At 62.3% G+C, this 23,517-nt stretch carries 18 protein-coding genes; 10 read left to right on the top strand and 8 right to left on the bottom strand.

The window, feature by feature from the left end; all coding sequences use genetic code 11:
* Positions 1 to 84: 84 nt before the first annotated feature.
* Positions 85 to 1,941: an ABC transporter transmembrane domain-containing protein gene (locus tag ACXYL9_RS00750; protein ID WP_459037677.1), complete on the bottom strand. Its 1,857-nt coding sequence runs from the start codon at positions 1,939 to 1,941 to the stop codon at positions 85 to 87.
* A 164-nt stretch (positions 1,942 to 2,105) separates the two neighbouring features.
* On the opposite strand from ACXYL9_RS00750, the gene ACXYL9_RS00745 reads away from it, so the two are divergent.
* Positions 2,106 to 3,359 (top strand): polyhydroxyalkanoate depolymerase, encoded by a 1,254-nt coding sequence (locus ACXYL9_RS00745; RefSeq protein ID WP_459037676.1) that lies wholly within the window; start codon positions 2,106 to 2,108, stop codon positions 3,357 to 3,359.
* On the opposite strand, the gene ACXYL9_RS00740 is transcribed toward ACXYL9_RS00745, so the two are convergent.
* The 3 genes from ACXYL9_RS00740 to ACXYL9_RS00730 form a co-directional block, all read right to left on the bottom strand.
* Complete coding sequence (locus tag ACXYL9_RS00740) at positions 3,356 to 3,967, bottom strand: DUF4126 domain-containing protein (RefSeq protein WP_459037675.1); 612 nt, start codon at positions 3,965 to 3,967, stop codon at positions 3,356 to 3,358. The genes ACXYL9_RS00745 and ACXYL9_RS00740 overlap by 4 nt on opposite strands.
* Before the next feature lie 78 nt (positions 3,968 to 4,045).
* On the bottom strand, positions 4,046 to 5,224 hold the full coding sequence (locus tag ACXYL9_RS00735; protein ID WP_459037674.1) for an acetyl-CoA C-acyltransferase: 1,179 nt from the start codon (positions 5,222 to 5,224) through the stop codon (positions 4,046 to 4,048).
* Positions 5,225 to 5,287: 63 nt separating this feature from the next.
* On the bottom strand, positions 5,288 to 5,737 hold the full coding sequence (locus ACXYL9_RS00730; protein WP_459037673.1) for a MaoC family dehydratase: 450 nt from the start codon (positions 5,735 to 5,737) through the stop codon (positions 5,288 to 5,290).
* A 244-nt stretch (positions 5,738 to 5,981) separates the two neighbouring features.
* On the opposite strand from ACXYL9_RS00730, the gene ACXYL9_RS00725 reads away from it, so the two are divergent.
* Entirely contained in the window at positions 5,982 to 7,952 is a 1,971-nt protein-coding gene (locus tag ACXYL9_RS00725) for an LTA synthase family protein (RefSeq protein ID WP_459037672.1), read from the top strand.
* 13 nt (positions 7,953 to 7,965) lie between these two features.
* On the opposite strand, the gene ACXYL9_RS00720 is transcribed toward ACXYL9_RS00725, so the two are convergent.
* Together ACXYL9_RS00720 and ACXYL9_RS00715 are read right to left on the bottom strand one after the other, a co-directional pair.
* On the bottom strand, positions 7,966 to 9,345 hold the full coding sequence (locus ACXYL9_RS00720; RefSeq protein ID WP_459037671.1) for a putative O-glycosylation ligase, exosortase A system-associated: 1,380 nt from the start codon (positions 9,343 to 9,345) through the stop codon (positions 7,966 to 7,968).
* On the bottom strand, positions 9,342 to 9,473 hold the full coding sequence (locus tag ACXYL9_RS00715) for a hypothetical protein (protein ID WP_459037670.1): 132 nt from the start codon (positions 9,471 to 9,473) through the stop codon (positions 9,342 to 9,344). Before ACXYL9_RS00715 ends, ACXYL9_RS00720 begins: the two co-directional genes overlap by 4 nt.
* A 115-nt stretch (positions 9,474 to 9,588) precedes the next feature.
* Here ACXYL9_RS00715 and ACXYL9_RS00710 point away from each other — a divergent pair, with 115 nt between their 5' ends.
* The 5 genes from ACXYL9_RS00710 (at position 9,589) to ACXYL9_RS00690 (ending at position 20,532) form a co-directional block, all read left to right on the top strand.
* A complete protein-coding gene (locus ACXYL9_RS00710) occupies positions 9,589 to 10,824 on the top strand; it encodes a TIGR04063 family PEP-CTERM/XrtA system glycosyltransferase (protein WP_459037669.1) in 1,236 nt (411 codons plus the stop codon).
* Positions 10,825 to 10,870: 46 nt separating this feature from the next.
* A complete protein-coding gene (locus ACXYL9_RS00705) occupies positions 10,871 to 12,817 on the top strand; it encodes a hypothetical protein (protein WP_459037668.1) in 1,947 nt (648 codons plus the stop codon).
* A 252-nt stretch (positions 12,818 to 13,069) separates the two neighbouring features.
* Positions 13,070 to 17,710: a glutamate synthase large subunit gene (gene gltB, locus ACXYL9_RS00700; protein ID WP_459037667.1), complete on the top strand. Its 4,641-nt coding sequence runs from the start codon at positions 13,070 to 13,072 to the stop codon at positions 17,708 to 17,710.
* Positions 17,711 to 17,721: 11 nt separating this feature from the next.
* Complete coding sequence (locus ACXYL9_RS00695) at positions 17,722 to 19,158, top strand: glutamate synthase subunit beta (protein ID WP_459037666.1); 1,437 nt, start codon at positions 17,722 to 17,724, stop codon at positions 19,156 to 19,158.
* A gap of 126 nt (positions 19,159 to 19,284) precedes the next feature.
* Positions 19,285 to 20,532, top strand: coding sequence for a carbohydrate porin (locus ACXYL9_RS00690; protein WP_459037665.1), 1,248 nt, complete (start codon positions 19,285 to 19,287; stop codon positions 20,530 to 20,532).
* 13 nt (positions 20,533 to 20,545) lie between these two features.
* Here ACXYL9_RS00690 and ACXYL9_RS00685 read toward each other — a convergent pair whose 3' ends face one another.
* Positions 20,546 to 20,884 (bottom strand): TraR/DksA C4-type zinc finger protein, encoded by a 339-nt coding sequence (locus ACXYL9_RS00685; RefSeq protein ID WP_459037664.1) that lies wholly within the window; start codon positions 20,882 to 20,884, stop codon positions 20,546 to 20,548.
* 4 nt (positions 20,885 to 20,888) lie between these two features.
* Positions 20,889 to 21,569, bottom strand: a complete 681-nt coding sequence (ung, locus tag ACXYL9_RS00680) for a uracil-DNA glycosylase (protein ID WP_459037663.1) — start codon at positions 21,567 to 21,569, stop codon at positions 20,889 to 20,891.
* 80 nt (positions 21,570 to 21,649) lie between these two features.
* On the opposite strand from ung, the gene ACXYL9_RS00675 reads away from it, so the two are divergent.
* Genes ACXYL9_RS00675 through ACXYL9_RS00665 form a run of 3 tightly spaced genes read left to right on the top strand, consistent with a single transcriptional unit; the run spans position 21,650 to position 23,506 of the window.
* Positions 21,650 to 22,270 carry a ribonuclease D gene (locus ACXYL9_RS00675; RefSeq protein WP_459037662.1) on the top strand — a complete coding sequence of 207 codons (621 nt, stop codon included), beginning with the start codon at positions 21,650 to 21,652 and terminating at the stop codon, positions 22,268 to 22,270.
* A gap of 19 nt (positions 22,271 to 22,289) precedes the next feature.
* Positions 22,290 to 22,967, top strand: coding sequence for an LPS export ABC transporter periplasmic protein LptC (lptC, locus tag ACXYL9_RS00670; protein WP_459037661.1), 678 nt, complete (start codon positions 22,290 to 22,292; stop codon positions 22,965 to 22,967).
* Positions 22,967 to 23,506, top strand: a complete 540-nt coding sequence (locus ACXYL9_RS00665) for an LptA/OstA family protein (RefSeq protein WP_459037660.1) — start codon at positions 22,967 to 22,969, stop codon at positions 23,504 to 23,506. Before lptC ends, ACXYL9_RS00665 begins: the two co-directional genes overlap by 1 nt.
* Positions 23,507 to 23,517: the final 11 nt, after the last annotated feature.

The raw sequence follows: 23,517 nt of genomic DNA, 5'->3' as shown, positions 1-23,517 counted from the left end.
GCCAATTCTCGGATAATTGGCAGTCATTGGTCGAATTCAGTTGCGCTTGGTCGAAAAGATGGGCGCAGTCCGCGCCCCGGTTTCTCAGTCGGTGCCGGGCTGAACCGCGTCGAATTGCAACTGTGCAAGACGGGCATAAAGCCCGCCGGCACGGCTAAGTTCGCGATGTGTGCCCTGTTCGACGATCTGCCCGTCCTCCATCACCACGATGCGATCGGCTGCACGCACGGTCGCCAGACGGTGGGCGATGACCAGCGTGGTCCGGTCACGCATAAGGTGATCAAGCGCGTCCTGCACCAGCCGCTCGCTTTCGGCGTCGAGCGCGCTGGTCGCCTCGTCGAGCAGCAGGATCGGCGCATCGCGCAGAATCGCTCGGGCGATGGCAATGCGCTGCTGCTGGCCGCCAGAAAGCCGGGTGCCGTCCTCTCCCAGAAAGGTGTCGAGCCCATCGGGCAAGCGGCGCAAGAACTCGTCGGCATGGGCGGCGCGGGCTGCCTCCCAGACCTGCTCGTCGTTCGCGTCCCAATTGCCATAGCGCAGATTGTCGCGCGCATCGGCACTGAACAGGACCCCGTCTTGGGGCACGAAAGCGATCCGTTCGCGAACCTCGTGCGGATCGACTTGCACCAGCGGGATACCATCGAGCCGCACCGTCCCCACCTGCGGATCGTAAAAGCGCTCGGCGAGCTGGAAGATTGTCGACTTTCCCGCGCCTGACGGACCTACGATGGCAACCGTTTCGCCGGGCTCGACCTCGAGTGTGAAGTCGCGCAGTGCGGCGTGTTCGGGCCTGGTCGGATAGCGAAAAGTGACGTTGCGGAACGAAAGACTGCCACGGGCTGGTTTGGGCAGCGACTGCGGCCGGGCAGGAACCGTGATCTGCGGTTCGGCACTCAGAAGTTCATTCAGGCGGCTGGCGGCACCGGCACCACGCAGCAGGTCGCCGTAGACTTCGGTAAGCGCTCCGAACGCACCGGCGACAAGTCCGCCAGTGATGACGAATGCGGCGATGGTGCCGCCCGAGATGGCGCCTTCGCTCACCCCCATCGCTCCGCGCCACATCAGCAGCGTAATCGACCCGAAGATCAGCAGGATGATGACCGAAGTCATGACTGCGCGCAGCAGGATGCGCCGCTTGGCGACCGTGAAAATGCTCTCCACCGCAGCGCCGAACCGGCTGGTTTCACGACCCTGCTGGTTGAACGACTGGACGATCTTCATCGCCGACAGCACTTCGGTCACCATCGCGCCGACATCGGCCACCCGGTCCTGGCTGGTGCGCGAGACATTGCGCAGCCGCCGCCCGAATACGGTGATCGGTATGACCACCGCCGGGATGACCAGCGCCATTCCCATTGTCAGCGAGGGCGCGAGATAGAACAGGTAGATGGTGCCACCGATCGCCATCAGCACGTTGCGCAGCGCCACCGAGACCGTCGTGCCGACGACCTGTTCGATGATCGAGGTGTCGCTGGTCATCCGGCTGGAGATTTCCTTGGGGCTGTTCTCTTCGTAGAAGCCCGGTTCCTGCCGCAACAGGTTGGCATGGACCTTGAGCCGGATATCGGCGACCACCCGCTCACCGATCCAGCTGACGAAATAGAACCTAAGCGCAGTGCCGATGGCGAGCACGCCGACGATCAGGAACAGATAGCGGAACCAGCGTCCGATATCGCCAGCATCGCCGCCAGCGCCAAAGCCGTTGTCGATGATCAGCTTGAAACCGGCCGGGATCGCCAGCGTCGCGCCGGCGGTGATGAACAGCGCCAGCACTGCCATCGCCACCTTGTCCGGATATTTCGCCGCCTCGGCATAGATCATCCGCAGCGGCCCTAACGAGCGGCGCTTGGGCGCGGCGTTCTCGTCGGGCTCGCCCTCGAACAGCCGCGGCGGTGGAGCCGGCGCCTGAGCGGAGAGGGGGGCTGGGTCTGTTTGGGCCATGAAAGCTCGCGCCTAGCGTGGTGCCCCGGCGAAATCCACTGGCCGGGACCGATTTACGGGATTGTGCGTTGCACAATTACCCATTTGCGGTCAGAACCATCGAAATCAAGGGCCGGGAGAGCCCGATAGAGGGGTCGAGAGAGCCCCAATGCAGGGGATACGCATTGCTTTACCACGCACATGAGCTCCAACGCTCGTGGCTTCATGGGGCCAGCTCGCTTGCCGCCATTTCGGCCGAATGGCTGACCAATCCGCTCAACCCGATGTCTTACACGACCATGGGTCCGGTCTCTGCCAGCGCGCTCGAAGTGTTTGCGCATGCGACCCAGGATCGCGGCAAGCCAGAATTCGGCATCGACAAGGTAATGGTAGACGGCGCGCCGTGCGCTGTCAGTGAATCCACCGTCCTGACCAAGCCTTTCGGGGATCTTCTGCGCTTCGCCCGCGAAGATCTGCCCGACGACGCGCCCTCGCTGTTGATCGTCGCACCGATGAGTGGACATTATGCCACACTGCTGCGCGGCACGGTCGAGCGGATGGTCGAATCCAGCGTGGTTTACATCACCGACTGGGCCGATGCCCGGACAGTTCCCGAAAGCGCAGGGCAATTCGATCTCGACGATTATATCGATTACCTGATCGAGTTTCTCGACCTGATCGGCCCGCAAGCACGCGGCGGGCGCGCGCATATGATGGCGGTGTGCCAACCATCGGTCCCAGCCCTCGCAGCGACTGCGTTGATGAATGCGCGGCGCGATCCGCACCGTCCCGCTACGTTGACCATGATGGGTGGCCCGATCGACACTCGCGAGAGTCCGACCACGGTCAACGACCTGGCGATGAAGCGTCCGATCAGCTGGTTCCGGCAGAACGTGATTGCCACAGTGCCGATGAATTATGCTGGCGCCGGTCGCCGGGTATATCCCGGCTTCATGCAGCTAGCCGGCTTCATGAGCATGAACCTGGGCGCGCATATCCAGAGCCACTACGAGATGTTCAAGCACCTGACCGTTGGGGACGAGACCAGCGCGCAGATGACCAAGGACTTCTACGAGGAATACCGCAGCGTGTGCGACATGACGGCGGAATTCTATCTGCAGACGGTCGAGGAAGTTTTCCAGACCCACGCCATCCCCAATGGCACCTTCCGCCATCGGGGCGAACTGGTCGATCTCAAAACGCTCGACGATACCGCGTTGCTCGCCATCGAAGGCGAGCGCGACGATATCTCGGGTGTTGGCCAGACCAAGGCTGCGCTCGCCCTGACGCCGGCATTGGCCAAGAGCAAGAAACGCTATTTCCTCGCCGAGGGAGCCGGTCACTACGGCATCTTCAACGGCAGCAAGTGGCGCGAAATCATTGCTCCTGTAGTCGAGGAGTTCATGGCCGAGCATCGCGTTAAACAGGCGAAGGGCTAACGCAAAGCGTCGCGTTCGATCTTGGGTGCGCGCATAAAGATCCGCCGGATGACCCGGCGCGCCCAGATTAGCAACGCGGTGACCAGTGCCAGCAGCATCAGCGCAATCCCCCCTGCAATCAGCGGGTACTCATACGCGAGGTACAGCAGTCCTGCAGTGGCGACATCCTCTACCGTGGAGACCGCGACATTGCTGACCGGCTCGGGGCTAGTATTGACCACGGCGCGTGCGCTGGCCTTGCCACCATGGGCGATAAAGCTCGCGCCGCCGCCCAATAAGAAAGCGACGACCTGCAGTGCCGGATCGGAGGGGTCGACGATGGCCAGCGCCAGCAAGGCGCCGCCGACCGGTCGTATTGCAGTGTGCACGGTGTCCCACAGCGAATCGAGCCACATCACCTTGTCGGCGAAAAACTCGGCCAGCGCGGCGAAACCGGCGATGCCCATCACCCAGGGATTTGCGAGCACGGATAGGCTGTCGAGATGTTCGGGCAGTGGCACAACGCCGGAGCGCATGGCGATGCCGGTCGCTAGGATGCTGAGATAGAGCCGCCAGCCAGCCAGCAGGCTGACGCTGCCGGCGATGCCGATGATTTCCATGATCCCCAACGCAAACCTCCCGCTAACCCTTGTCGGGCAGCGGGAGGATGCTGTGTTGCCTCGCGAAAGGCAAATGGCTTCACGAACTCAGAAGATCTCGAACAAGCCGGCAGCGCCCATACCGCCGCCCACGCACATGGTGACGACAGCGTATTTCGCGCCGCGACGCTTTCCTTCGAGCAGCGCGTGGCCGGTGCAACGTGCGCCGGTCATACCATAGGGGTGGCCGATTGAGATCGAGCCGCCGTTGACGTTGAGCTTGTCGTTGTCGATGCCCAGCTTGTCGCGGCAATAGATCACCTGCACTGCGAAGGCCTCGTTCAGTTCCCACAGGCCGATATCGTCGACCGACAGGTCAAAACGCTTGAGCAGCTTGGGGATGGCGAAAATCGGGCCGATACCCATCTCGTCAGGCTCGGTACCGGCGACCGCCATGCCGACATAACGACCGAGCGGCTGGAGGCCCTTCTGTTCCGCAAGCTTGGCTTCCATTATGACCACGGCAGAGGAACCGTCCGACAGCTGGCTGGCATTGCCGGCAGTGATGGTCGTGCCGGGGCCCATGACAGGCTGGAGCTGCGACAGGCCTTCGAGCGTGGTCGAGGGGCGATTGCCTTCGTCCTTGGCGATGGTGACTTCCTGGTCGGAAACCTCGCCGGTTTCCTTGTCCTTCACCTTGTGGGTGGTGGTGACCGAAACGATCTCGTCATCGAACTTGCCGGCTTCCTGTGCTGCGGCAGTGCGCTGTTGCGACTGCAGGCCGTATTCGTCCTGCGCTTCGCGGCTGATGCCGTAGCGCTGGGCCACGGTCTCGGCCGTCTGCAGCATGGGCATGTAAATCGCGCCGTGCATGTTCATCAGCTCGGGATCGGGCATCACGCGCATTTCAGGTGTCTGCACAAGGCTGATCGATTCCTGTCCACCGGCAGCGACCACGTCCATGCGGTCGATCACGACCTGCTTGGCGGCGGTGGCGATAGTCATCAGGCCCGAAGAACACTGGCGGTCGATTGTCATGCCGCTTGTGCCGATCGGGCAGCCGGCGCGCAGCGCGACCTGGCGGGCGAGATTGCCGGCCTGCGCGCCCTGTTGGAGCGCGGCGCCCCACAGCACGTCGTCGACTTCGTCGGGCTCGATGCCGGCGCGCTCGATGGCGGGCTTGAGCGCATAGGCGCCAAGGGTCGCGCCCGGGGTCGAATTGAAGGCACCCTTGTAGGCCTTGCCCATACCGGTACGGGCGGTGGAAACGATGACTGCATCACGCATGGGGAATGTCCTTTGCTGCGTTGTCTGTTTGAAAGTGTCGAATATCGCCGGGGGAGGACAGGATCAGACGAAGTACTGGGTAATCCACTCGCAGATCAGGGCAGGCTTTTCCTCGCCCTCGATCTCCATGGTGATCTCGGCCGTCTGCTGCCACTGGCCGGGACGCTTCTCGGTCATTTCGAGCAGTTTCCAGTGGCCGCGAATACGCTTGCCGGCCCGCACGGGGGCGATGAAACGAGTCTTGTTGCCTCCGTAATTGACGCCCATCTTCACGCCGTCGAGCTTCTCCATGTCCGAATTGGCGCCGAGATAGGGGATCATCGACAATGTCAGGAAGCCGTGCGCGATGGTCCCGCCGAACGGCGTCATCTTGGCGGCTTCTTCGTTGATATGGATGAACTGGTGATCGCCGGTCGCATCGGCAAACTGGTTGATGCGCTCCTGGCTCATCTCCACCCATTCGCTGCTACCAAGCTGTTCGCCGACTTTTTCTGCGAGTTCCTGGGGGGTCATTGGCCGTTCCTCCTGCATGTGTTGTCACGAGCGCGACTCCGGTAGGCACCGCGCCTTTCGTAGCCGGTCATGCAGCATCAAACGGGGTAGCGCAACGCTGCTTTCCGTAAACGTCAAGCTGACGCTACGGCATCGGTTGAAGAAAGGCCGTGCGGAACTTCAGACCGACCCTAACAGCCCCTTAACCGGCGCACGCTAATGCGGGCAGGCGCGCGCGGTGTGCGCCTTTGTTCGTGGAGAAACCATGCTCGCCAGAGCGTTCCAACGCTTGCTCGCCCCGCCGCTGTCCGTGCCGCTGGTGGTGTTCGTGGTCAGCGCGGTCGAGCTGGCTGTCGCGGACCGCAAATACGGGCTGTTCAGTGGCGGTTTCGGCCAGTCGAGCGCGGTCGATACGGCTGGTGAAATGGCGCTATTCCTTATGGGCTTTGCGATATCGCAGGTGGCGGCGAGCCTCGTTGCATGGCGCGTGGCCGGTTGGCTGGCGCGCGGTTCAGACCGAGCGATAGCAGTGGTCCATTTCGCCTTCCTTTATGGCGGGCTCAGCCTGCTGGCGCTGACCCTGCAATACCAGCTCCATTCCTATTTCAGTGATGCGGTGAGCTTTGCGCTGTTGACCCAGCTTGGCGGAGGCAGCGCGGCCGACGCCCTGCTGTTCGCCAGGAACGAGATCGCACTGGGCGTCGCCGCTCTCGCGGGCTTTGGCATCGCCTGGTGGATCGCCGGACGATTGGTGCGAAAGATCATGGCTGGCGAGCAATCTCATGCGCATCGCGGACCGCCTTGGCGGTGGGTCGCGATCGCCTGGGCCGGGCTCGTGGCAGCAGTTGTTCTGGTTCCCCGGACAGGCAGCGACGGTGCGCGCGGTCTGGAGCATATCCTCGTCTGGAACGGCGTCACTTCGGTCGTGGCGCAGGCGAGTGATTTCGACCGAGACGGTTACGGCCTTGCCGGTCGCCAGATCGATCGACACCCATTCGATTCCTCGCGCCACCCGCTTGCACTCGATATTCCGGGCAACGGCGTGGACGAGGACGGGTTCGGGGGCGATCTGGAACTGGTCGCAATTCCGCGAACCGTTCCGGACGCCACGCTCACGGGCGAGAAGCCGCATATCGTGATCGTGGTGTTCGAAAGCACCCGGTTCGACGTGCTGGGCAAACGGATCGACGGTCGGCCCGTGGCCCCCAATCTCGAAGCAATTGCGGCGCAGGGCTCCGCCATAACGCCGGTTTTCAGCCACGTCGGCTTCACTACCGAATCGCTCAAGTCGCTGTTTGGCGGCGCGCTGACAGTCGAGCAGGGTGCGCCAAGCCTGTTCCATGACCTGAAGCGAAGCGGTTACGGTGTCGGGGTGTTTTCCGGCCAACCGGAAGACTTCGGCGGCATCGCCACGGCGACGGGCATGCGCGAAAGCGCCGATGTCCTCGTCGATGCTGAAACCCTCAAGGACAAGCGCGCCTTCGGTTTTGCCGCGCAGGGCTCACTGCTGATTGACGAAGGGATCGTTCTCGACGAATTCGAGCGCGTATTTGGGCAGAGAAATGCCTGGTTGAGCCCGCAATTCGTCTATTTCAATTTCCAGTCGCCGCATTTCCCCTATCACCATGATGCCATTTCTCAGCGGCTGGCCCATCCGCCGGTCGCACGCGGAGAGATCGCGGCCGAAAATGCCGCGCGGGTCCAAGCGACCTATTGGAATGCGGTGGCTCATGCCGATGCCGCTCTAGGTCGGCTGGTGGCGAAGCTGAAAGCGGTCGGGGCGTGGGACAATACCCTGTTGCTGGTCACTGGCGACCACGGCGAAGCATTGTTCGAAAACGGTTTCCTCGGCCACGGCCACGTCATCAACCGGCTGCAGAACGGCACATTCCTCGTCAGCAATCGCACGCTCGAGGGTGTGTCCGCTCCTATCGCGCAAAGCGACATACGCAGCATCCTGCTCGCAAAACTGGGCGTCGATCTGACCGCGGCCCCTGTATTTGCACCGTTCATGCATATCGGTCCGCTCGACAGCCCGGCAGCCATTGGCTTGGTTGATCCCGCCTTCGGTATCGTCACTCTGCGCCTCGACCGCGAGCAAGCATGTTTCGAGAAGGACGGGAGCTGTGCCGACTATGCCGGACTGGAGCCGACACAGCGCAGGGCGATTGACCGGCTGGTGGCGCGCTGGGGATCGGAACGCTGGGCCTTGCGATCGCGTAGGGCGCGCAACTAGTCGGATATCGCTGCTACGGCTGGCTGGCGTGCTTTGCGGCTAGCGCTTGCCGCTTGATCCGGGCTTTCTTGGCGTACGGCATAACCGGCTTCTCGAACCGCTTGAGATAGCTCCACAGGCCGCATTGTACGCCGACCAGCAGCAGGATGAACGGCTGATAGGCGATGCCCTGGAACAGCGAGCCGACGAGATAGATAATCTGCGCATACTGAAGCGCGGTGGCGAGCGGGGCCTGCCACTGTTCGCCATCGCCCGTTCGGTCGCGCCAACGGCGGCGGATCTTTTCCATTTGCCAAAGGCCCAGCGCATGCAGCCAGATCCAGGCGATAAAGCCCGGCCAGCCCTGCTCGCCCAGGACTTCGAAGAAGGCCGAGTGGAACGCACGGGCCTCGTCCACCACCTGCTTGTATTCGACGCTGACCGAGTTTCCTTCGCCGGTTTGCACCGGCATGCGGTATTCGAAACGATTGGCGCGGTAGATGTCGAACCCGCCGCCGAGCGGGTTCTCCTGCACGTAATCCCAGGTCCACTCCCACACCGCGACGCGGGTCGAGGCTGACTGGTCGCCCTCGTGGCTGCCGATGGTTGCCATTCGGTCGTAATAGGTTTGCGGGATGAAAGGCAGCGCCATCAAGCCGAGCATGGCCCCCGCGAGCAGGAACATCGCCCTTCGCTTGACGTCGCGCAGTGCCAGCACCAGCAGCACCGCGATGCACACCAGCCCGGTGCGCGCTACCGTCCCGAAGGGAATCAGCAGGCAGGCGAAGATCAGCGCGTAACAGAACAGCCGCACCCGCCAGTCGGGCGCGAAGATCGTGCCGTGGCGCGTAAACCAGATGATCAGCGGGATGATGCCAACCGCGACAGTGGCCAGGGTGGAGCTTTCGTAGATGCCGCTGTTGTCGTTCACGAACAGCGCGAGCACGCCATATCCGCCGCCACCGAACACGGTCTTGAGCGCGCCCGAGATGATGATCGCCCCGACACTCAGCACCATGACCAGCGCCGCTGCCTCTATCCGCCGGCGGGTGAAGAGGGTGAAGGGGAGGAAGATGGCGAAGAACAGCGCTTTCCAAACCCACTCCCACTTGGTGGTCGCAGGCTCGGGGAAGGGGCTGCCTTGCAAGGTGTAGAAGCACCACACCAGCAGGAATGCCAGCAATGCCTGCCGCAATGTGAGGCGCACGTCCTTCTTGCGGTCGGTCATCAGCCAGCCGCCAAATGCCGCGCAAAATGCGATCAGCGAGACCGGAATGCCGGCAAAGAACCCGAAGGCGATCTTCTGCGGCGCCAGGATGTCGATCCACAGATAGGACAGCACCCACAGAAACGGGCGGCGCAGGCCCATGGCGAGAAACAGTCCGAAGAAACCGAGGAAGAAGAGATCAGTCATTCGCCAGATCGCTCATCCGGCAAAGGCGCGGCGGATTCCTCCGCGTCGAGCACTTCATCACCCATCAGGCGATAGAGCGCCACCAGCAACAAGCCGTGCACCAATAGGAGGGTGAACATGTCGATCATGGTTGCTGTGGTAGTATCCCTGGCTGCGGTGGGCGCTATTCCCCACACCTGATCCATGCGGTTAGCACCGGCGAGTTGACGGCCCGTTAAGCACAATCGGCTTATGGCGGCAGGCATGACCCGCGTTCTCCACGTCCTTGACCATTCGCTGCCGCTACACAGCGGCTATACTTTTCGTACGCGTGCTATCCTCAAGGCGCAGGCGGCAAGCGGGCTCGAAGTACGTGGGATCACCGGGGCGCATCACCGGACCGAAGGCAAGGTGCGGACCGAGGAAACGATCGAGGGTTTGACATTTCACCGCGCTGGCGGCGAGATTTCAGGACCTCCAGGCCTTCGTGAACTGAGCGAGATCGCACGGCTCGCCGATGGCATCGTTGCCTTGGCCAAGCGCTGGCGGCCTGACGTTCTGCACGCCCATTCTCCGGCGCTGTGCGGCATGGCTGCAGTCCGCGCCGGGCGGCGGCTGGGGATTCCCGTCGTCTACGAAATTCGCGCCTTCTGGGAAGATGCTGCGGTCGAAAACGGCACCGGCAGCGCAGGCTCGCTCAAATATCGCCTGACCCGGGCGCTGGAAAATCGCGTGGTGGCACAGGCCGATGCCGTGTTCACTATCAGCAAGGGCTTGCGTGACGACCTGGTCAGCCGCGGACATCCTGCGGGCAAGATCGGCCTTTCGCCCAATGGGGTCGACCTTTCGCTGTTCGGACAGCCCACCAAGCGTGACGATGAACTGGCGAAGCGGTTGGGGACCGGCGCTGGCCCGCTGATCGGTTTCATCGGCAGTTTCTACGATTACGAGGGGCTCGACGATCTGATCGCAGCCCTGCCGATCCTGCGCCAACGGCACCCACAGGCACGCCTGCTGCTTGTCGGAGGCGGGCCTTGCGAGGAAGCCTTGCGAAGCCAGGCAGCTGCGGGCCCCGCAGCCGACGGCGTCATCTTTACCGGCCGCGTGCCGCATGAGGAGGTCGAACGCTATTACTCGCTGATCGATATCCTCGCCTATCCGCGCAAGCGCAGCCGCCTGACCGAACTGGTGACGCCGCTGAAGCCGCTCGAAGCGATGGCGCAAAGGCGGCTGGTGGCAGCATCCGATGTCGGCGGCCACCACGAACTGATCGAGAACGGGGTCACCGGCATCCTGTTTCCGGCCGACAATCCGGAAGCGTTGGCCGAGGAATTGGCTGACTTCATCGACCGCCGTTCACGCTGGGACGATATACGTCAATGCGGGGCGGACCACGTGGCGCATGCACATGACTGGGCGCGCAATATTCATCGTTATCAAAGCGTTTACCATCATTTGATAGCTAGTGTGTCTCATGGACCGGTGTCGAAGGCTGCATGAGCATGCCTGCACCCGGAACCGGACACTAATGACGGAAGGCTCGACCATGGCACAAACGGCAAAGCGCACGGGCGGTACCCAAGCGCCGATCAGCGCCCATCCGGTTTTCCCGGCCATCGTTGCGCTGTGGTTTGCCGCGCTGTTTGGCATTGGTAGCCTGATTATGCCCATTGTCCTGATGGAGCGGATCGTGGTTGCCATCGGCTTGCCAGGCTTTTTCTCCGCCGCTGCCCCTCCGCTAGGCGTGACCGCGAAGCTTGCCTTCGCCGTCGCGGCATCAGTGTTCGGCGCGCTCGCCGGATTGGTAATCGCCCGCAAGGTTGCCGCCGCGCAATCGGGTGCCGAAGCGAGTGTCTCGGTGCGGCCTGCACGCCGCAGCGAACCTGCCTTGGCCAAGCGGCCCATCGTCGCGACCGAAGAACTGGGCGCCGAAGGCCTGGGACCGGCCAGTGATACCCATACCGGCTTTGACGAGCCTGAAGACGAGCATGGAAGCGTTCCGATCCCGGGCCGCCGCCGCGCGCTTTCGATTACCGACGAATCCGGACCCAGCGAGTATCTCGCCTCGGTCCCGGTTCCGGGCGAAGACTTCCACGAAGATATCGACCACGCCTCCAGCCATGGCGACCAGGTCGCCGAAAACCATGAGGATAGCTCCGTAGAGGGCATGCTCGACCTGGGAAGCTTCTGTCCGGCCGATCCCAATGAGCGCGCTGATCGCAGCAATGTGATCGATGAACCGGACGCGCCTGCCACGCAGGGTGGAGAGGGCGAAGCACAAGTTTTCGGAGCCGTCATTGGTAATCGATTGTTCGATGCGCCGGCGCGGCACCCGGATACGCTCGACTATGCGGAAACAGACGCTGATCCCGGCGCTTCCGAAGCGGCTACCCACTCCCCCTTGGAACTGACCATGCCGGAGGATGAAGACTTGAACTTCACGAAACCTGAACCCACCCCTGAAACCGAACGCTATAATCCTTTTGCGAAACAGGATTTGCCCCAGGACGCAGACGAGGAGGTATTGTCGGAGGAGTTTGTCGAGCAGATCGAGGACGGTGAGCAAGCTGGAGCGCAAGAGAGTCAGGGCGACCTGGCCGACCTCGCTATGAGCGACCTGATCGAACGCTTCGCCAAGGCTTTGAAAGTGGCAGAGGAGACGTCTGCGGCGTCCACAGCCGTGTTGGCCGCGGACATTGCCGAACCGAACTTTGACGAGGACCAAGCAGTCCCCTTCACATTTCAGCGCGGTGGCGCGGAAAGCCCGGCGCCGTCGGCTGAAATCGAGTTCGGCAATACTCACGCCGACACGGAGTCCGATGGCGACACGTCGACTGGCGACCGCCCGGTCAAAGTCGACTTCGAATTCGCTGCGCGCCGCGAAGCTGCCGTGCCGATGGCCTTGCGCCCGCTCGACCTGGCTGAGTTCGAAAGTGTGGAGGAAGATGACGAGGACCCCTTCCAGAATGGATTTACACTGGCTCCTGCGCAGTCGGAAGATGGCCGGATGTTCCATCGCCCCAGCGAAAGTGCTGAGGACAGTGTGGAGCCGGTCGAGGCTGACACTGACGACGTGGCGACGCAGCTTTTCGCTCGTGGCAACGATTCCGACGCCGGTGACGAGGACGAAATTGGCTCGGATGATGCCAATGTCGGCTTCAGTTCGCTGCTGAGCATGAAACGTCCGCTATCCGGGCAGCCCGAATTCGTCCGCATCGATGACGAGGACGATTCTGCCGCAGATCAGCCGGACGGCTCCGATGTCGGACCCGAGCCAGTTGTGACATTCCCCGGCATGGGAATTGGTCGTGTCACCCCCGAGCCGGCCTCGGCAATGCGCCCATTTGATGCTCCGCCCGAAGCTACCCCGACGGGTGGACTGGCCCCGGCTGTGCCGACGGCGCCGAAAAATAAACAGAGCGATCCGGCCGAGACGGAAAAGGCATTGCGTGAAGCGCTGGAGAAGCTGCAACGCATGAGCGGAGCCGCCTGATTTTCCAAACAATCCGGCGCGCGAGCGCCGACCTCTGACAAAACACCCCGCATAGAGCCGGGGTGTTTTGGATTTTCGGCTTGCGTCGGGCCAAGACTTTCTTGCAGCCCACACCCTTGCCATCCATATTTCCTGTCGCCAAAAGGGCAGCTCGCGAAAGTTTCGGTCCGGCATTGCCCGTCGAGACGCGTGCTTCATTGCCGCGCCCCGCTGCCCCCGGTGTGCGTGCGGCATCTGACAGGAATAGATTTGATGGACCTTCCCGCTTCGCAGGGCCTGTATGATCCGCGCAATGAACATGACGCCTGCGGCGTCGGCTTCGTCGCACATATCAAGGGTGAGCGGAGCCACGATATCGTCACTCAGGCTTTGCAGATCCTGGAGAATATCGACCACCGCGGCGCGGTGGGGGCGGACCCGCTGCTGGGCGATGGCGCTGGCATACTGTTGCAGATACCCGATGCGATATTCCGCAAGTGGGCCGACCAGCATGGCCACGACTTGCCCCAGCCGGGCGATTACGGCGTGGCCATGTGCTTCCTGCCGCAGGACGAGGCGGCGCGTGATTTCGTTGCCGAGCAGCTGGAGAAATTTGCGGACAAGGAAGGTCAGCGCATCGTCGGCTGGCGCGATGTCCCGCTGACCAGCGATGGCCTCGGCAAGGCGGTCATCGATTCGATGCCGGTAATCCGCCAATGCGTGATCGCGCGTGGGACCAATTGCGCCGATCAGGACGCCTTCGAACGCAAGCTGGTGGTCATCCGCAAGCAGACGCTCAATCCGCTTGCGCGGTTGGCGATCAAACATGACCTGCCGGGATTAACCGAAAGCTATATTCCCAGCTTCTCGTCACGAACCATTGTGTACAAGGGATTATTGCTGGCGAACCAAGTCGGTTCTTTTTACGACGATTTGCGCAATCCTGACTGTCGTTCGGCACTCGGCCTCGTCCACCAGCGGTTCTCGACCAACACCTTCCCCAGCTGGCGGCTCGCCCACCCCTATCGCTTCATGGCGCATAATGGCGAGATCAACACCGTGCGCGGCAACGTCAACTGGATGAATGCGCGCCGGCGGACGATGGAAAGCGAATTGCTCGGCCCCGATCTCGACAAGATGTGGCCGCTTATCCCGCACGGACAATCCGACACCGCCTGCCTCGACAACGCGCTCGAGCTGTTGCTGGTGGGTGGGTACAGCCTGGCCCATGCGATGATGATGCTGATCCCGGAAGCCTGGGCCAAGAACCCGCTGATGGATCCCGGCCGCCGCGCATTCTACGAGTATCATGCTGCGCTGATGGAGCCTTGGGACGGCCCGGCCGCGGTCGCCTTTACCGATGGTCGCCAGATCGGGGCCACGCTCGACCGTAACGGCCTGCGCCCCGCCCGCTTCTGCGTGACCAAGGATGATATTGTCTGCCTCGCTTCGGAAAGTGGCGTGCTGCCGTTTGCCGAGGAGGACATCATCCGCAAGTGGCGCCTCCAGCCGGGCAAGATGTTCGTCATCGACCTCGAACAGGGGTGCATTATCGAGGATGCCGAGCTCAAGGCAGAACTGAGCCAGGCGCATCCCTACGCCGACTGGCTCGACGCGGCACAATACAAGCTGGCCGACCTCGACATAATCGATCCCGAGCTGGCCGAGGTTACCCTAAGTACGACTTCGTTGATGCAGCGCCAGCAGGCGTTCGGCTACACCCAGGAAGACATCACCCGCTTCCTCGAACCAATGGCAGTCGACGGCGACGATCCGATCGGCTCGATGGGCACCGACACACCGATTGCGGTGCTGAGCGAGAAAAGCCGGCTGCTCTACGATTATTTCAAGCAGAACTTTGCCCAGGTCACCAATCCGCCGATTGATCCGATCCGCGAGGAACTGGTGATGAGCCTGCTGTCGATGATCGGTCCGCGCCCTAACCTTCTCGGCCGCGATGCGGGCACACACAAGCGTCTGGAAGTCACCCAGCCGATCCTCACCAACGAGGATCTGGCCAAAATTCGTTCGGTTGAAAATGCGCTCGACGGTGCCTTCCGAACTGCCACGGTGGATATCACGTGGGATGCTGTCAGCGGAGCGCAGGGGCTTGCCTATGCGCTCAAGGAAATGTGCTGGGCCGCGACCGAGGCGGTGTTGCAGGATGCCAATATCCTGATCCTGTCCGACCGCGGGCAAAGCGAGAATCGCATTCCGATCCCGGCTCTGCTGGCAACGGCCGCCGTGCACCATCACCTCGTCCGCCAAGGTCTCCGGATGCAGACAGGGCTGATCGTCGAAACGGGTGAAGCGCGCGAGGTGCACCACTATTGCGTGCTCGCCGGCTACGGCGCCGAGGCGATCAATCCCTATCTTGCCTTCGAAACGCTCGAGGACCTGCGGCAACGCAAGTTCGCCTCGCTCGCACCCGCTGATGTGCAGACGAACTATATCAAGGCTGTCGGCAAGGGCATCCGCAAGGTCATGTCCAAGATGGGCATCAGCACTTACCAGTCCTATTGCGGAGCGCAGATCTTCGACGCGGTCGGGCTTTCGACCGATCTAATCGATAGCTATTTCACTGGCACAGCCACCACCATCGAAGGCATCGGCCTGAAGGAAGTGGCCGAGGAAGCCGTGCGGCGGCACGAAATCGCCTATGGCGACGATCCGGTCCACCGCGAGATGCTCGATATCGGCGGCATCTATCAATATCGCCTGCGCGGCGAAGATCATGCCTGGACGCCGACAAATATCGCCGCCCTGCAACACGCTGTTCGCGGCAACGACGCGGCCAATTACGAGGAGTTCGCACAATCGATCAACGAGCAGTCCGAACGGCTGCTGACAATCCGCGGGCTGATGGAGCTCAAGCAGGCGGATAAGCCGATCCCGATCGACGAGGTCGAACCGGCGGTCGAAATCGTCAAGCGCTTCAGCACCGGGGCCATGAGCTTCGGTTCGATCAGCCACGAGGCGCATTCGACGCTGGCCATCGCCATGAACCGGATCGGCGGCCGCTCCAACACCGGTGAAGGTGGCGAGGAGCCGTTCCGCTTCCTGCCGCTCGACAATGGCGATTCGATGCGCAGCCGCATCAAGCAGGTTGCGAGCGGACGCTTCGGGGTGACAACCGAGTACCTGGTCAATTCCGATGATATCCAGATCAAGATGGCACAGGGCGCAAAGCCCGGCGAAGGCGGCCAGTTGCCCGGCCACAAGGTCGACAAGCGGATCGGCGCGGTGCGCCACTCGACCCCTGGCGTGGGCCTGATCTCGCCGCCACCGCATCACGATATCTATTCGATCGAGGATCTCGCGCAGCTGATCCACGATCTCAAGAATGTTCAGCCCGAGGCCCGGATTTCGGTCAAGCTGGTGTCCGAAGTCGGCGTCGGCACAGTTGCCGCCGGCGTTTCCAAGGCGCGCGCCGACCACGTCACCATTTCAGGCTATGAAGGCGGTACCGGGGCGAGCCCGCTGACCAGCCTGACCCATGCCGGCTCCCCGTGGGAGATCGGCCTGGCTGAAACCCAGCAGACGCTGCTGCTCAATGATCTGCGGAGCCGCATCGCGGTCCAGGTCGATGGCGGTTTGCGGACCGGGCGCGACGTTGCCATCGGTGCGCTGCTCGGCGCCGACGAGTTCGGCTTTGCCACGGCCCCGCTGATCGCGGCTGGCTGCATCATGATGCGGAAGTGCCACCTCAACACCTGCCCGGTTGGCGTAGCAACACAGGACCCCGAGCTTCGCAAGCGTTTCACCGGGACGCCCGAGCATGTCATCAATTACTTCTTCTTCGTGGCCGAAGAATTGCGTCAGATCATGGCTGACATGGGCTTCCGGACGGTCGAGGATATGATCGGACGGGTCGACCGGCTCGACATGCGGCGTGCACAGCGGCACTGGAAAGCATCCGGCGTGGATCTTGCTCGCCTGCTACACCAGGTCGACCTTCCCGAAGGTGCATCCTTGCGCCATGTCGAGGAACAGGATCACGGTCTCGGCGCGGCCATGGACAATGAATTGATTGCCGCCTGCAAGCCAGCGCTGGTCGATGGCAAGCCAGTCGTGCTCGAGCGAGAGATCCGCAACGTCCACCGCACGGTTGGCGCCATGTTGTCGGGCGAAATCGCCAGGGGATACGGGCATGAAGGACTGGCTCCAGACAGCATCCGCGTAAACCTGAACGGCGTGGCCGGGCAGAGCTTTGGTGCCTGGCTCGCGCACGGCGTCACGCTCGACCTGACCGGCGATGCCAACGACTATGTCGGGAAGGGCTTGAGCGGCGGACGCATCATCGTACGCCAACCTGAGGTATCCACTAGGGCGCCGGGCGAGAACATCATCGTCGGCAATACCGTGCTCTACGGCGCCATCGCTGGCGAAGCCTATTTTGAAGGGGTTGCGGGCGAGCGCTTCGCGGTCCGCAATTCAGGCGCCATCGCCGTCGTCGAAGGTACTGGCGACCATGCCTGTGAATACATGACCGGTGGGGTCGTGGTGGTGCTGGGCAAGACCGGGCGCAATTTTGCCGCCGGGATGAGCGGCGGGATTGCCTATGTCCTCGATGAAGACTGCAGCTTTGCCGACTTGGTCAATCCGGCGCAGGTCGAACTGGAACGGATCGTCGCAAGCGATGGTGATCTCGAGAGCGATAATCCACCCCGCCAGCGCCCTTCCAGCGTCCATGATTTCGGCCTCGGTGACATGCTGCACCACGATGCCGAACGGTTGCGCATCCTGGTCGAACGGCACAAGCTGCACACCGGTTCGGCCAAGGCCTCGCAACTGCTCGATGATTGGGACGCGAGCCTACCGAAATTCATCAAGGTCATGCCGACCGATTACCGCCGTGCGCTGAAAGCTCTTGAGGGCGAACGGCGCGAAGCGGCAATGGAAGCGGCAGAGTAAGGGCACACGCAATGGGCAAGGAAACCGGGTTCCTCGAACTGGATCGCCGCGAGCGCGATTACATTGATCCGCAAGAGCGGCTCAAGAACTGGCGCGAGTTCACCAATGAACCTCCGGTGGAGGAGCTTTCCGCGCAGGCCAGCCGCTGCATGAATTGCGGGATTCCCTACTGTCACACCGGTTGCCCGGTGAATAATATCATCCCCGACTGGAACCACCTGGTCTATGAAGACAATTGGAAGAGTGCGCTGCGCGTACTGCATTCGACCAACAATTTCCCTGAATTTACCGGGCGCATCTGCCCCGCCCCGTGCGAGGCGGCCTGCACGCTCAACATCATCGACCAGCCGGTCACCATCAAGAGCATCGAGGCCGCCATTATCGACCGTGGGTGGCGCGAAGGCTGGGTCAAGCCCGAACCGCCGAAGACGCAGACCGGAAAGTCGGTCGCGGTGATTGGCAGCGGTCCGGCCGGGCTTGCCTGCGCGCAGCAACTGGCGCGGGTTGGCCATGCGGTGACGGTGTTCGAGAAAAGCGACCGGATCGGCGGCTTGCTGCGCTACGGCATCCCCGACTTCAAGATGGAGAAGCACCTCATCAACCGGCGCTGCGTGCAGATGGAAGCCGAGGGTGTGACCTTCAAGACCAGCGCCGAGGTCGGTGTCGAGGTCAGTTTCCAGGCGCTGCGCGAGAACTTCGACGCGCTGGTGCTGGCCGGCGGAGCGGAAGAGCCGCGCCCGCTCCATATTCCCGGCGCAGAAATGGCCGGCGTACGGTTCGCGATGGAATTCCTTACCCAGCAGAACAAGCGCAATGCCGGGGATGACGAAGTGCGCGCCGCACCGCGCGGAACGCTGACCGCCAAGGGTAAGCATGTCATCGTGATTGGTGGCGGCGATACCGGCAGCGATTGTGTCGGTACCTCCAATCGCCAAGGCGCCAAGAGCGTGACCCAGCTCGAAATCATGCCCAGGCCACCAGAAAAGGAAGACAAGGCCATGACCTGGCCCGACTGGCCGTTGAAGCTGCGTACCTCTTCCAGTCATGAAGAAGGTGCCAAGCGCGATTGGTCGGTGCTGACCAAGCGGGTTGTCGGCGATGGCGAAACCATGACCGGGCTCGAATGTGTCCGGATCGAGTGGAGGGACGGCAAGTTCCACGAGGTCGAGGGCAGCGAATTCACCCTGCCGGCCAACCTGATCCTGCTTGCAATGGGCTTTACTGGCCCAAGGAAGCGCGGCCTGCTCGACAAGGCGGGCGTGGCCCTCACTGATCGCGGCAATGTCTGCGCCGATGAACAGGTCTATCTCACCAGCGAGCCGGGCATCTATACGTGTGGTGACATGCGTCGCGGGCAGAGCCTGGTGGTCTGGGCGATCCGCGAAGGTCGCCAATGCGCTCGCGCCGTGGACGAGGCATTGATGGGAGCAAGCAGCCTACCCCGATGATTTACCTGCCGAAAACGTCACCCATTGCTATTGCTCGCCAGTCATTATGCGGTACATCCAATCTCGATCGCGCATATGGCCTGCCCGTGAAGGGTAGGCCAATTCTGGAAGGCTAAGGCATTGCGTTTGCGCGAAGCTGCCATGGTGGGCAGCGTATTTTTTACCAGCACTACGCTCTCGGCGCAGGACAACGTCGCGCCAACCGATGCTCAGGCCGAAGCTGCACCGATTGCGACGACGGCACCTGCAAGTGCACACGAACCTGCGGGCGACAAAAAAGAACCCTTCGATATCGAGATTGCCTGGACTCAATTTCTTGCCACTTCTGTGCGCGAGGGTGTGGAGGATGAGGCTGCATATGGCGGACGGTTTGATGTCTATGCCGAGTTGGCTGGTTCGGCGGTCGGGCTGGATGACAGCTTTGCCATCAAGCTCCACCCTGAATTGCGTTACGGTAAGTCCATCAATGGCCAGATAGGCTTGCTGCCAGTGCAGACCGGCCTGTTTTATCCCAAGGACGAAGGGGAGCAATTCGACCTTTCGCTCAGCGTCACCAAGACCTGGAAATCGGGCACGTCGCTGGAAGTCGGCAAGGTAAATGTGCTCGATCTTGCAGCAGGCTTGCCGATCATCGGCGGGGGTGGGATAGAAGGGTTCCAGAACCTCGCTTTCGCGCTGCCGCCGAGCACGATTGTGCCGCAGGAACTGGTCGGCGCAATGCTGACGGTCCCGACCAAGGACGCGCTGTTCCGACTGTGGGTCTATGACCCCGAATTGCGCACGCAGGACACCGGCTTTGAAGACCCTTTCGCCACTGGCGTTGGCATGTTGGCCTCGGTCACTGTACCGGTAAAGCTGGGCGGCCAGCCGGGCTATTACGCGGTGAAGCTGGCCGGTACGACACGAACAGGTCCGCCGGTCGAGGTTCTGCCCGCCCCTCTCATCCCGCCCCCCGGTTCGCACTTTGGCCGCAAGCAGGGTACGGCCAGCATTGTGCTGGCTGGATACCAATTCGTGGAGACTTACGCCGATACGCCCGACGCGGGCTGGGGCGTGTTCGGGCAGGTGTTCTTTTCTGACGGCGATCCCACGCCGCTGGACGTGAGCGGATTTTTCGGCGTTTCGGGCAACGTCCCCAACCGGCCGCAGGACCATTTTGGCGTCGCCTGGTTTCGCTATTCGCTCAGCGATGGGCTGGTCGACGAGCTTGCCCCCTTCATTGCGCTTGAGGACGAGGAAGGCATCGAGGCCTTTTACACTTTTCAGGTTGCCAAGCCGCTGCGCATGACGGCCGATGTGCAATACATCGACAGTTCGATTGCAGCTCGCCGCCCGGGCTGGGCGATGTCCCTGCGCGCGGTCACCCGGTTCTAGCTTTCGAGCGCTGTCAACGCTCGGCACCGCCCGCGCAACCAACGCAGCGGGGAACGCTCGGATCATTGCGCAGGCGCTGTTCGGCGATCTCCTCGCCGCAATGGACGCAATAGCCCCATTCCCCCTCCTCGATCCGCACCAGCGCTGCGGCGATTCGCGCCCGCTCGGCATGGCGGCGCCGCTCCTGCGCCTGCGCCATGGCCTGCTGCTGCATGGCGTCCATCCGGCTTAGCCGTCCCACGCTGTCCTGCTGTAATGTCACCGGTTCGCGCCCCTCCGCACTCATCCGGTCCTCCTCGGCCAGTTCGGCCTGTCGGGCGAGCAAGGCGGTGCGGGCTTCCTCCTCGGTCATGGCTTCAGAGTGACCAATCAATCGGCCCGCGTCCACGGCTTTCGAGAAAGGTATTCGCCTGACTGAATGGGCGCGATCCGAAAAAGCCGCGATGGGCGGATAACGGGCTGGGGTGGGCCGATGACAGGATGAGGTGTGGCCCAGTTCGCAATTCTGGAATGATCCCGACCTTTTTCTGCGCATGCTTGCCCCACAGAATAAACACGCTTGGTCGATCCGCACGCGCCACCGCGGCGACGGCGGCATCGGTGATCGCTTCCCAGCCCTTGCCGGCGTGGCTCCCGGCCTGGTCCGCTTCCACGCTGAGACTGGTGTTGAGCAACAGCACTCCTTGCCGTGCCCACGCTTCCAGATTGCCGTGTGTCGGCGGTATCAGGCCGAGATCACTGTGCAGTTCGCGGTAAATGTTGCGCAGGCTTGGCGGTAGTTTCATTCCGCGCGGCACGGAGAAGCTGAGCCCGCGGGCCTGCCCCGGTCCGTGATAGGGATCCTGTCCAAGTATCACGACCTTCACGCCCTCTAGAGGAGTCAGTTCGAGCGCAGCCATTCGCTGATTGGCGGGAGGAAAAATGGACTTTCCGGCCACCTCTTGGGCCGCAAGCCAGTCTGCCAGCCGGCGCGTCTCCGGCAACGCGAGCGCTTCGGCAAGAGCCTCTTTCCAGCTGCCGGGAACTTGATAGGGCATGGCTATCGGGTAGCTTGCGTTGGCTCCCTGAACCAGCACCCCTTTTCCTCTTTCCCCAATGCGCCTAGAGCGAGCCACATATGACAGTGCATTTTCATGAAGAAGACCTTCCTGCAGGCGTCCTTGCAGGGGACAGCCCGCTGGCCGTGGACAGCGAGACCATGGGTCTCGTCACCCGGCGCGACCGGTTGTGCATCGTGCAGATCAGCGACGGCGGACCCGACGAACATCTCGTACGCTTTGCGCCTGGCAGTAATTACGATGCACCCAATCTCAAGGCGCTGCTCGGCGATGAAAGCCGTCTTAAGCTCTATCATTTCGCCCGCTTCGACCTCGCCGCGATCGAATATTATCTGGGCCTCATGGCGGCACCGGTGTTCTGCACAAAGATCGCCAGCAAGCTGGTGCGCACCTATACTGATCGCCACGGCCTGAAAAACCTGGCCGAGGAACTGCTTGGCGAGAACCTGTCCAAGCAACAACAGTCGAGCGATTGGGGTGCGCCTCATATCAACGATGCGCAGCGCGACTATGCGGCCAGCGATGTGCGCTATTTGCATCGCATGCGCGAGGCGCTTGTTCCCCGGCTCGAACGCGAAGGCCGGATGGACATCGCCCAGGCCTGTTTCGATTTCCTTCCTACCCGCGCGAGGCTCGACATTGCCGGTTGGGAAGACCACGATATCTTCAGCCACACCTAGGACCTCTGCGCGCGCTGTCATGGCCAAGCATCACCGGATCGAGACGCAGGACGCGAAGGAGTTGCGGCAGGGCCGCCAGGCTTTCGCCGCGCCCGGTGGTTTCCATGACAGGCTGGTGCGGTTCCTCGGCTGGTCACTGCCCATGGCGGTTGGTGTCGTAGCGGCCCTGATGGTCATCACACCCTTGAGCCCGCGCGGCGAGATTTCTTTCTTGCTCGACCGTGACAAGGTCGCCGTGATCGAGGAACGCCTGCGGGTCGACAATGCGTTGTACCGCGGGACTGACAACCAGGGGCGGCCATTCTCGCTCACCGCCGACGAGGCGGTCCAGCAGTCGAGCGCCGAAGGCATCGTGCGATTGCGCGATGTCGTGGCCCGGATCCTGTTGCAGGACGGGCCTGGGCAATTGACCGCCGAGGGCGGGGCCTACACGATCGAAAAAGACATGCTGGAGGTTGATGGGCCGTTGCGCATGTCGTCTGCGAATGGATATCGCTTCGTGGCCGAAGGAGTGGCCATCAATCTCGCCGACAAGGTCGTCACCGGGTCAGGCGGAGTGCGCGGTGCGATCCCCGCCGGGACCTTCTCCGCCAACCAAATGCGAATAGACTTGGCCGCCCGCACGACAACGCTGATTGGTAACGTCAAGATGCGCATCATACCCGGTGCGATGCCCAGCGAATTGAGGATGCAGTGATGAAACTTTCGTCCACCCGCGCATTGCAGCGCTTCATTATCGCATTTGCTGCCACCTGTGCGATAGCTGGCGGGATCCAGCTGCACGCCCAGGCCATCTCCGGACACAATTCGCGCGCGCCCATCAATGTCGATGCCGGAAGGTTCGAGATCCAGGATCGCCAGGATCGCGCGGTGTTTTCGGGCGGGGTGGTGGTCCAGCAGGCGGGTCTCACCGTCAGGGCTGACCGCGTGACCCTACTTTACAGCAGTACAGCGGGGGTCGATATCAACCGCATCATCGCCAGCGGCGGCGTGACCGTGACCCGCGGTAGCGAACGGGCCCAAGGTAACACCGCGATTTATGACCTCAACCGGCGGATCATCACCATGGTCGGCAATGTGCGCCTCAATCAGAGCGCCAACCGGTTGAGCGGTGGAAGGCTGGTGATCGACCTTAATTCAGGTGTTTCCAGCGTCGATGGTGGCAGCTCGGCCAGCCCCGGAACCAGTGAATCGGGGGGACGGGTAAGGGGCACCTTCACCGTTCCGCAAGACTGACCCTGACGCCC

The sequence above is a fragment of the Qipengyuania sp. CAU 1752 genome (assembly GCF_054482615.1).
The sequence above is the reverse complement of the archived record's forward strand: the minus strand, read 5'-3'. Positions and strand labels throughout refer to the sequence as shown.

What these genes read in the sequence shown, in the direction of transcription:
- ACXYL9_RS00750 (WP_459037677.1), bottom strand. Translation starts at nt 1,941, where the DNA reads ATGGCCCAAACAGACCCAGCCCCCCTCTCCGCTCAGGCGCCGGCTCCA.
- ACXYL9_RS00735 (WP_459037674.1), bottom strand. Translation starts at nt 5,224, where the DNA reads ATGCGTGATGCAGTCATCGTTTCCACCGCCCGTACCGGTATGGGCAAG.
- ACXYL9_RS00730 (WP_459037673.1), bottom strand. Translation starts at nt 5,737, where the DNA reads ATGACCCCCCAGGAACTCGCAGAAAAAGTCGGCGAACAGCTTGGTAGC.
- ACXYL9_RS00725 (WP_459037672.1), top strand. Translation starts at nt 5,982, where the DNA reads ATGCTCGCCAGAGCGTTCCAACGCTTGCTCGCCCCGCCGCTGTCCGTG.
- ACXYL9_RS00720 (WP_459037671.1), bottom strand. Translation starts at nt 9,345, where the DNA reads ATGACTGATCTCTTCTTCCTCGGTTTCTTCGGACTGTTTCTCGCCATG.
- ACXYL9_RS00715 (WP_459037670.1), bottom strand. Translation starts at nt 9,473, where the DNA reads ATGATCGACATGTTCACCCTCCTATTGGTGCACGGCTTGTTGCTGGTG.
- ACXYL9_RS00710 (WP_459037669.1), top strand. Translation starts at nt 9,589, where the DNA reads ATGACCCGCGTTCTCCACGTCCTTGACCATTCGCTGCCGCTACACAGC.
- ACXYL9_RS00705 (WP_459037668.1), top strand. Translation starts at nt 10,871, where the DNA reads ATGGCACAAACGGCAAAGCGCACGGGCGGTACCCAAGCGCCGATCAGC.
- gltB (WP_459037667.1), top strand. Translation starts at nt 13,070, where the DNA reads ATGGACCTTCCCGCTTCGCAGGGCCTGTATGATCCGCGCAATGAACAT.
- ACXYL9_RS00695 (WP_459037666.1), top strand. Translation starts at nt 17,722, where the DNA reads ATGGGCAAGGAAACCGGGTTCCTCGAACTGGATCGCCGCGAGCGCGAT.
- ACXYL9_RS00685 (WP_459037664.1), bottom strand. Translation starts at nt 20,884, where the DNA reads ATGACCGAGGAGGAAGCCCGCACCGCCTTGCTCGCCCGACAGGCCGAA.
- ung (WP_459037663.1), bottom strand. Translation starts at nt 21,569, where the DNA reads ATGCCCTATCAAGTTCCCGGCAGCTGGAAAGAGGCTCTTGCCGAAGCG.
- ACXYL9_RS00675 (WP_459037662.1), top strand. Translation starts at nt 21,650, where the DNA reads ATGACAGTGCATTTTCATGAAGAAGACCTTCCTGCAGGCGTCCTTGCA.
- lptC (WP_459037661.1), top strand. Translation starts at nt 22,290, where the DNA reads ATGGCCAAGCATCACCGGATCGAGACGCAGGACGCGAAGGAGTTGCGG.
- ACXYL9_RS00665 (WP_459037660.1), top strand. Translation starts at nt 22,967, where the DNA reads ATGAAACTTTCGTCCACCCGCGCATTGCAGCGCTTCATTATCGCATTT.